Genomic DNA, 7,306 nt, shown 5'->3' with positions numbered 1-7,306 from the left:
GGCGTCTTCGCCTTCGGTCGGCGCCCGCGCGACGGAGTCGGCGGCGTGCATCGTTTGCGCGGGCGTGGCGGGCGCCAGCGCCTCGCGCGCAGCGAGTTCGGCTTCGACTTTCTCGATCGCGTCTTCCAGAGCGCCGCCTTCAGCGGCGATGTCGGCTTCGGCGACGGGCGGCTGAATCCCGCGCAATTGATTGAACAGCGCTTTGCGGGCGCGTTCATAGACCGCCTGGCGCGCGTCCGGCGTGGATTGCGGTAGAGCGGCGACCGCCCGCGCGATCAGAGAATGATAGTCCGCCATGTTCGGTTAAGAGCACTTCCGGCATTGGGCGTCAATCCTGACGCCGTCAGAGTCCAAGAAAATCCGGGGATTTTGCGGCGCGCGCGCGCAGATGATTTAAGATGCGCTTCTGTTTACTCGAGGCGCCGCCAAATGATGATGAAGCATTCTTTGACCCGCGTGATCGCTTCAGCGGCGCTTCTTGCTGCGTTCGTTGCGCCGGCCTGCGCCGTCAGCATGGATAAGACCTCGAGCGTAAAGGATTCTTGCGAGGCGGCGCTTGGCGCCGACATTGTCCAGATGGCCGGCTATCTGCCGGACGTGTCGCGCGACAGATATTGCGATGCGTTCCCGTCATCCGGACGCATCATTCTTTCTTTCGATTTGGCGACGCCGCGCTTGCGCGACCTGCCGATCGAACTGCGCATCATCCGCGCCGGCGCCGACGACTCCTCAGACCAGTCGTCGCGGACTGTCGCCTATGTCGAGGCCAAAACATACCCGCGCGGCGCGCTCACCTTGGAGCGCGAATTCGCGGAAGACGGCGCCTATGTCGCGCTGGTCACCGTGACGGAGCCGACCGGCGAGCGCAAAACCGCGCGCTTCGCATTCACCGTCGGCGCGACTCTCTGGAGCTACGTCCCTGTCGCGCTTGGCGCGACGCTGATCTTCGGCGCGCTGTTCGTCTACTGGCGTCACAGTCCGAAGAAGCGTGCGCCTTAAGCCTGACGCAGCGGCGGTCGGGGGTCGGCCTGCCGCGCCGGCGGAGGCGCGGCGATCCACCAGTACATCGCGCCTGTCAGCGCGCCGGTGAGAAAAAACAGGAGCGCGATCCGGATTTCGAGCGGGCTCGCCTCGCGGGCGCGATCGAGCCCCTTCGCCGCGCGGACGATCCAGGGCGAGGCGCCGGCGAGCGTCGCGCTGACGCCGGAAGACCAGAGGAGCGAGCGCGCCCCCGCGATTTCTCCGATCAGGGCCGCGAGCGCGAGGGGCGCGACACAGGTGGCGATCATGATCGCCCAGAGGATGAAGCCGAATGTAGCGAGAGGATCGCTCGCCCCGGCGCGCGCATCTTCTTCGATGAACGCGAAGATGCCGGAGATCGCGACCGTGAATCCCGCATCCCGGATCGCCGGGTCGAGCAGCGCGGCGAGGATGAGGAAAACCGCGCCGACGCCCACGGCGAGGATGAAAGCGAAAACCATGACGACGATGCGGCGGACCATGGGAGCTGTCTCTCGGAAGCGCGCCGACCTTACGGTTCGAGCACCGAATCCCAATACAGATAGTCCATCCAGCTTTCGTGCAGATAATTGGGAGGGAACAGGCGCCCGTTGCGATGCAGATCTGCGATTGAGGGCTGGTAGGGGAGTTGCGCCGGAGTCATGTGCGCTTCGTTCGGAAGGCGGTCGCCCTTGCGGAGATTGCAGGGCGAACACGCCGCGACGACGTTTTCCCACGTCGTCGCGCCTCCTTTTGAACGAGGGATGACATGATCGAAGGTGAGTTCTTCGTGCTCGCCGCAATACTGGCATGTGAAGCGATCGCGCAGGAATACGTTGAATCGCGTGAACGCCGGCTGCCGGGTCGGCCGCACATATTCCTTGAGCGACACGACCGACGGAAGCCGCATTTCGAAGCTGGGGCTTTTGACCGTCTTGTCATATTCCGAGACGATGTTCACGCGCTCGAGGAAGACCGCTTTGATCGCGTCCTGCCAGCCCCAGAGCGACAGCGGATAATAACTCAGCGGCCTGTAGTCGGCGTTGAGCACAAGCGCCGGGCACGCCTGCGGCGATACGGTCTGTTGACGGAAGTAAACAGTCACCCGTGGCAGCCTCTCGATTTTGAGAAGGGCCTGACGGACCGCGCCAAGGTCCGGGCCTCTGCGACGGCGCATATTTTATAGGGACGACGACAGGGTTGTGAAGGCGCCGCAGAAAGATCGTGCGGCGCAGTTACGATCGAATGTCCAGAAATATAAACGATCGTGGCGGGGGAAGATTCGGATAAGTAATCCGAATCGCTAAGGAATAGACGAATTTAGTTTTTCCCGAAGCCCTCGCTCGACTTCTCAACAGAGGTATTGGAGGCCTGAGCCTTGCAGGTGAGGCGGCGAGCGCGGCCCGAAGAACACGTAATGTGTCAGATCGGGACGCTTTGCTTCACCCGGAGATGGGATTGTCCCAAGACATTCAACTTGGACGGCTGAACGGCCGCCACGCTTCCCCTCGCGCGACTACGAGAACTTCGAGCCGATCTCGACGCAAGGCTGCTTCAGGGGCGTCGAGGCGCCGCAACACCGCTCTCGTCAGGGCTTCGTTCTCGCTCGCTGCGGGGCTCCTCGACTTTGTGACGATCATGATCGCAGCGCTGTCGATGGAGGCGCTGTACCATTTCGCGGTTTATGGCTGGGACGGGCTCCACTGGGTGTTCAGCGGCGCTCAGGAAAGCGCGTCGAATCTGCAGCTCTGCCTCTTTGCGGCCGCGACCTTCGTCCTGGCGAACGTCATGCGCAAGGAATACTGCTTCGCCAACTATCTGAATCTGCGCGGGCATGGCTGGCGAACCTTCAGCCTTTGGAGCGTCGTGATTCTCTGCGCGGTGTCGGCGGGCTTTCTCACCCGTACCAGCGCCGACTCGTCGCGCGCGGCGTTTGTCCTGGTCTATGTCGTCGGATTTGTTGCGATTTATGCCGAGCGCGCGGCGATGACTCATGTCGTGCGCCTGAGCGCGGCGCATGGCGGCGTCTCGGCGCGCCGGCTGTTTCTCGTCGGCTTCGAGCACGACGTGGAAACATTCACGCGCCGTTACAGACCGTGGAAATATGGAATGCATATCGTCGGGGGCGTCATATTGCGCGACAGCGCGGAGACGCTCGACGACGATCTGGCGCTGGCCGCCGCTTCGGCGCGCCTGCTGCGTCCGGACGACGTGTTCATTCTGGCGCCCTGGTCGCGCACCGACGTGATCGACTCCTGCGTGACGGCGTTCCTGCGCGTTCCCGCGCGCATTCAACTCGGCCCGGAGCGCGTGCTCGACCGTTTCGTCGACGCGCATATCGACAAGGTCGGCGCGATCTCGAGCCTCAGTCTCGCCGGTCATCCGCTCAATCTCGCGGAAATCTTCGCCAAGCGCGCTTTTGACATTGTCGCGTCGTCGCTGGCGCTGGTTCTGCTCTCGCCGCTCCTGTTGGGCGTCGCGCTGCTGATCAAGTTCGATTCGTCGGGGCCGGCGCTGTTCCTGCAGCGGCGCTATGGCTTCAACCGCGAAACCTTTCGCATCGTCAAGTTTCGCACGATGACGACGATGGAGGACGATCGCCACGTCAGGCAGGCGACCGCGCATGATGCGCGCATCACGCGCGTCGGCCGGTTCATTCGCCGCTACAACATCGACGAACTGCCGCAACTCTTCAACGTGTTGCGGGGCGAGATGTCGCTCGTCGGCCCGCGGCCGCATGCGCTCGCGCACGACCAGCTGTTCGAGAGACGCATCGCGCTCTATGCGCGCCGGCACAATGTCAAGCCGGGGATCACCGGCTGGGCGCAGGTCAACGGTCTGCGCGGCGAGATCGACACGCCCGAAAAGATCCGCGAGCGGGTCGAACATGACCTCCACTACATCGACAATTGGTCGATCATCCTGGATCTTTGGATCCTTCTGCTGACCGTGTTCTCGCCGAAGGCGTATCGCAACGCTGTCTGACGGCGTCGCGGCGGTCGATCGGCGCGCCACGTCTCTTGCCGACGACCGACGGCCTGTTGCCTACTGTCGGGGTGATTCGGCTTCTTCATACGGCTGATTGGCATCTCGGCGCGACTCTGCAGGGCTGGTCGCGCGAAGCCGAGCATCGCGCCGCTCTGGCGCAGCTTGTCGGCGTCGCGAAGGAGAGGGCGGTCGACGCCGTCGTCGTGGCGGGCGACGTCTTCGACAGCCTGAATCCTTCGGCCGACGCCCAGCGACTGCTCTACGAGACATTGCGCGACTTGCGCGGCGCATGTCCGCATGCCCGCATCGTGCTCATCGCCGGCAATCATGATCCGGCGGCGCGGCTCGAAGCGCCGCGCGCCCTGTTCGAGATGGCGGACGTCGTTTCGATCGGCGCCTTTGCTCGGCGCGAGGGCGCGTTCGATGCGCGCGCGCATCTTTTACCGGTCCGAAATAGGCGCGGCGAGGTCGGCGCATATATTCTCGCGCTGCCCTATCCGCGCGCGGTCGATCTTCCGGTTGCGAACGAAAACCCCGCAGGGGCCGTGCGCGAGATGTACCGCGAAGCGGTCGAAGGCGCGCGGCGGGAGATCGGGACGGCGCCGCTCATCGTCACCGGCCATCTACACGTCGCGGGCGCGATCGAGTCGGAAGGGGCCGAAAGACGGATTATCGTCGGCGGCGAGCACGCGCTGCCGCCTGACGTGTTCGCGCCCGACATCGCTTATGTCGCGCTCGGCCATCTGCATCGCCGGCAATCGGTCGGCCGCGAGACGATTCGCTACTCGGGTTCGCTGATTCCGATGTCGAAGACCGAAATCGACTATGCGCATGGCGTGAGCATCGTCGATATCGGCGACTCGGGCGTCGTTGCGATGGAACATGCGGCCTTCGACCGCGCCGTTCGGCATTTACGCGTTCCTTCGCACGGCGCTCTGTCCATTACGGAACTCGAGCCCGCGCTTGAGGCGCTCGATCTTGACGCTGCGGCGCCGACGGACGCCTGGCCCTTCGCACATCTCGCGATCAGGGTCGACGGTCCTGCAGCAGGATTGAAAGCCGAGCTCGACGCGATCTGCGAGAAGTTTCCGCTGCGCGTCGTCTCAACGAGCGTCGAGCGGCCGCAAGCGCAGGCGGCGACGGCGTCGCCGCCTGCGCTTGCGGCCGAACGGAAGCCTGCGGAATTGTTCCGCGAAGCCTTCGAGCAGGCCCACGGCGTCGCGCCGACCGCCGATCATTGCGACTGTTTCGAGCGCCTTCTGCAGGAGGCGTGACGTTGCGCATTCTGGCGATCAGAGGCGCCAACCTCGCCAGTCTCGCAGAGGGCTTCGCGATCGACTTCGACAGCGAGCCGCTCCGCTCGGCGGGCCTCTTCGCCATCACAGGGGAAACCGGCGCCGGAAAATCGACGATTCTCGACGCGGTCTGTCTCGCGCTCTACGACAAATTCCCGCGCGTCGTCGCCGCCGGCGCGAGCGAAGGCGCGCCGGATCCATCCGGCGAGACGATGACCGCCGGCGACCCGCGCGCCATTCTTCGGCGCGGCGCTGGGCGCGGATTCGCGGAAGTCGACTTCATCGGCAGGGACAATCTTCGCTATCGGGCGCGTTGCGACCTGCAGCGGGCGCGCGGCAGACCGGCGGGCGCGTTGCAAAAGCGCGTCAGGTCGCTGTGGCGGATCGATGACGCCGGCGAAATCGCGGCGGCGGTCGAGAGCGGCATCGAACCCGTCAATTCCCGCATCGTCGAATTGACCGATCTCACCTTCGACCAGTTTCGCCGTACGGCGCTTCTGGCGCAGGGCGAATTCGACGCCTTTCTGCGCGCCGACGCGAAGGAGCGCGCCGAGCTTCTCGAAAAGATCACCGGCGCCGAGATCTACGGCGTTCTGTCGAAACGCGCCTTTGAGCGGGCGCGCGAGGCGCAGCAGGCGGCGACGCTCATCGAACGCAGCCTTGCCGAGATCGGCGTGATGACCGAAGCCGAGCGGGCGGAGATCGGCGCGGAACGCGCAAAGACCGAAGCCGAGCGCGTTGAGGTTGCAGCGGCGCGCGGAGCGTTGCTCGACGTTCTGCGCCGGCTAGACTCGCTGGCGCAGGCGCAAGCGAAGCTCGCGCAGGCGATGGCGGCGCGAGAGGACGCCTTGCGCGCGTTCCAGGCGATGTCGCCGCTTCGCGAAACGCTCGCCGCGCTGGCGCGCGTCGAGCCGCTGCGCGCGCCGCGCGACGATTTGCGCCGCGCAGAGGATGCTCTCCGCGAGGCGGCGCGTCAGGCGGCCGAAGCGAAAACGGAGGCGATCGCCGCGCAGGAAGCCTTCGTCGCGAAGGATGCGCAGGCCCGCACGGCCGCCAGCGCATGTGTCGCCGCGGAGGCGGAGATCGCCCGATTCGCGCCGATCTGGGCCGAGGCGGCGGCGCTCGATTCGCGTATCGCCAATCTGGCGGAGGAGGAAGCAAAGTCTCGCAGCATCGCAGAGGATGCTGCGTCGCGCGCCGCGACGAAGCGCGCTGAACGCGCTGATGCGGCGCAACGACTCGGCGATCATCAGCGCGAGAAGGAGAAGGCCGACACCGATCTCGAGCGTCTGGCGCCGACGCGCGCGCTCAGCGAACGCCTGCAGGAAATTGACGACTGGCTGACGAAGCGCGTTGAACTTTCGCAGGCCAGGCGCGCGTGCGATACGGCGCTGGCGACCGCCGTCGCGAATATTTCTCGCGACGCGGCGACGCTTGCGGATTTTGAATCGCGCGATGCGCAAGACAAGACCGCCAGTGAAAAGCTCGCGACTCAGATCGCGGAGCGCGTCCGTGCGCTGGACGCTCTCGACGAGCCTGTGGCGCTCGCGCGCGCCGACGACCTCACGCGCGCCATCGAACGCATCGAAACCTTGCGCCGATGGGCGCGCGCCTATGAGGAGGCGGACGCCGCGGCGGCGTCGGCGCATCGCGACGTGACGCGCTGCGCGCAGGACAAAGCCGCGCTTTCGCAGGACCTCGAGGCGCTGCGCGCGCAGCGCGCGCAACATGCGGCGCAACGCGCCGACGTCGAACGGCTCGGCGAACTGGCGGACGCCGCGGCGGATCCCCATGCGCTGCGACTGCGCGCGACGTTGAGCGACGATGCGCCATGTCCTGTCTGCGGCGCGCGCGAACATCCCTTTTCCGAGACGAGCGACGCGGCGTCCGAATTGATCGAAGCCTTGCGCGCGCGGCGCGTCGAGTCGCGGCGCACGCTCAGCGGATTGGACGTAGAGATTGTCGCGCTGAGCGCGCGTAAGGCTCTGGCGCAAGCGCTTCATGAAGACGCGTCGCGTCGCGCG

The 7,306-nt window shown here is 65.5% G+C and carries 6 protein-coding genes and 1 pseudogene; 4 read left to right on the top strand and 3 right to left on the bottom strand.

The annotated features are described in order from the left end of the window. Nucleotides 1-297, bottom strand: a pseudogene (locus AB7F41_RS16915) (hypothetical protein); the annotation flags it as partial. A gap of 132 nt (nucleotides 298-429) precedes the next feature. On the opposite strand from AB7F41_RS16915, the gene AB7F41_RS16910 reads away from it, so the two are divergent. Then, the gene (locus AB7F41_RS16910; protein WP_428385886.1) at nucleotides 430-999 is read left to right on the top strand and encodes a hypothetical protein; all 570 of its coding nucleotides are present in this window, start codon (nucleotides 430-432) and stop codon (nucleotides 997-999) included. On the opposite strand, the gene AB7F41_RS16905 is transcribed toward AB7F41_RS16910, so the two are convergent. Next, on the bottom strand, nucleotides 996-1,502 hold the full coding sequence (locus AB7F41_RS16905; RefSeq protein WP_428385884.1) for a hypothetical protein: 507 nt from the start codon (nucleotides 1,500-1,502) through the stop codon (nucleotides 996-998). The two genes, AB7F41_RS16910 and AB7F41_RS16905, sit on opposite strands and share 4 nt — an antisense overlap. Before the next feature lie 29 nt (nucleotides 1,503-1,531). Beyond that, on the bottom strand, nucleotides 1,532-2,050 hold the full coding sequence (locus AB7F41_RS16900) for an HNH endonuclease (protein ID WP_428385900.1): 519 nt from the start codon (nucleotides 2,048-2,050) through the stop codon (nucleotides 1,532-1,534). 587 nt (nucleotides 2,051-2,637) lie between these two features. Between AB7F41_RS16900 and AB7F41_RS16895 the strand changes: the two genes are divergently transcribed. The 3 genes from AB7F41_RS16895 to AB7F41_RS16885 all read left to right on the top strand — a co-directional run. Then, a complete protein-coding gene (locus AB7F41_RS16895) occupies nucleotides 2,638-3,984 on the top strand; it encodes an exopolysaccharide biosynthesis polyprenyl glycosylphosphotransferase (protein ID WP_428385898.1) in 1,347 nt (448 codons plus the stop codon). Next, nucleotides 3,930-5,261: an exonuclease SbcCD subunit D gene (locus AB7F41_RS16890; protein ID WP_428406712.1), complete on the top strand. Its 1,332-nt coding sequence runs from the start codon at nucleotides 3,930-3,932 to the stop codon at nucleotides 5,259-5,261. Before AB7F41_RS16895 ends, AB7F41_RS16890 begins: the two co-directional genes overlap by 55 nt. Further along, on the top strand, nucleotides 5,258-7,306 hold a 2,049-nt coding region (locus tag AB7F41_RS16885; protein ID WP_428406711.1), incomplete at its 3' end, for an AAA family ATPase. The genes AB7F41_RS16890 and AB7F41_RS16885, both read left to right, overlap by 4 nt.

This window comes from Methylocystis sp., assembly GCF_050251305.1.
Classification (GTDB): Bacteria; Pseudomonadota; Alphaproteobacteria; order Rhizobiales; family Beijerinckiaceae; genus Methylocystis.
Note: the sequence above shows the minus strand (reverse complement) of the source record. Positions and strands in the feature narration are given on the sequence as shown.

Excerpts from the sequence above, each read along its gene's own strand:
- AB7F41_RS16910 (WP_428385886.1), top strand. The coding sequence starts at position 430 with ATGATGATGAAGCATTCTTTGACCCGCGTGATCGCTTCAGCGGCGCTT.
- AB7F41_RS16905 (WP_428385884.1), bottom strand. The coding sequence starts at position 1,502 with ATGGTCCGCCGCATCGTCGTCATGGTTTTCGCTTTCATCCTCGCCGTG.
- AB7F41_RS16895 (WP_428385898.1), top strand. The coding sequence starts at position 2,638 with ATGATCGCAGCGCTGTCGATGGAGGCGCTGTACCATTTCGCGGTTTAT.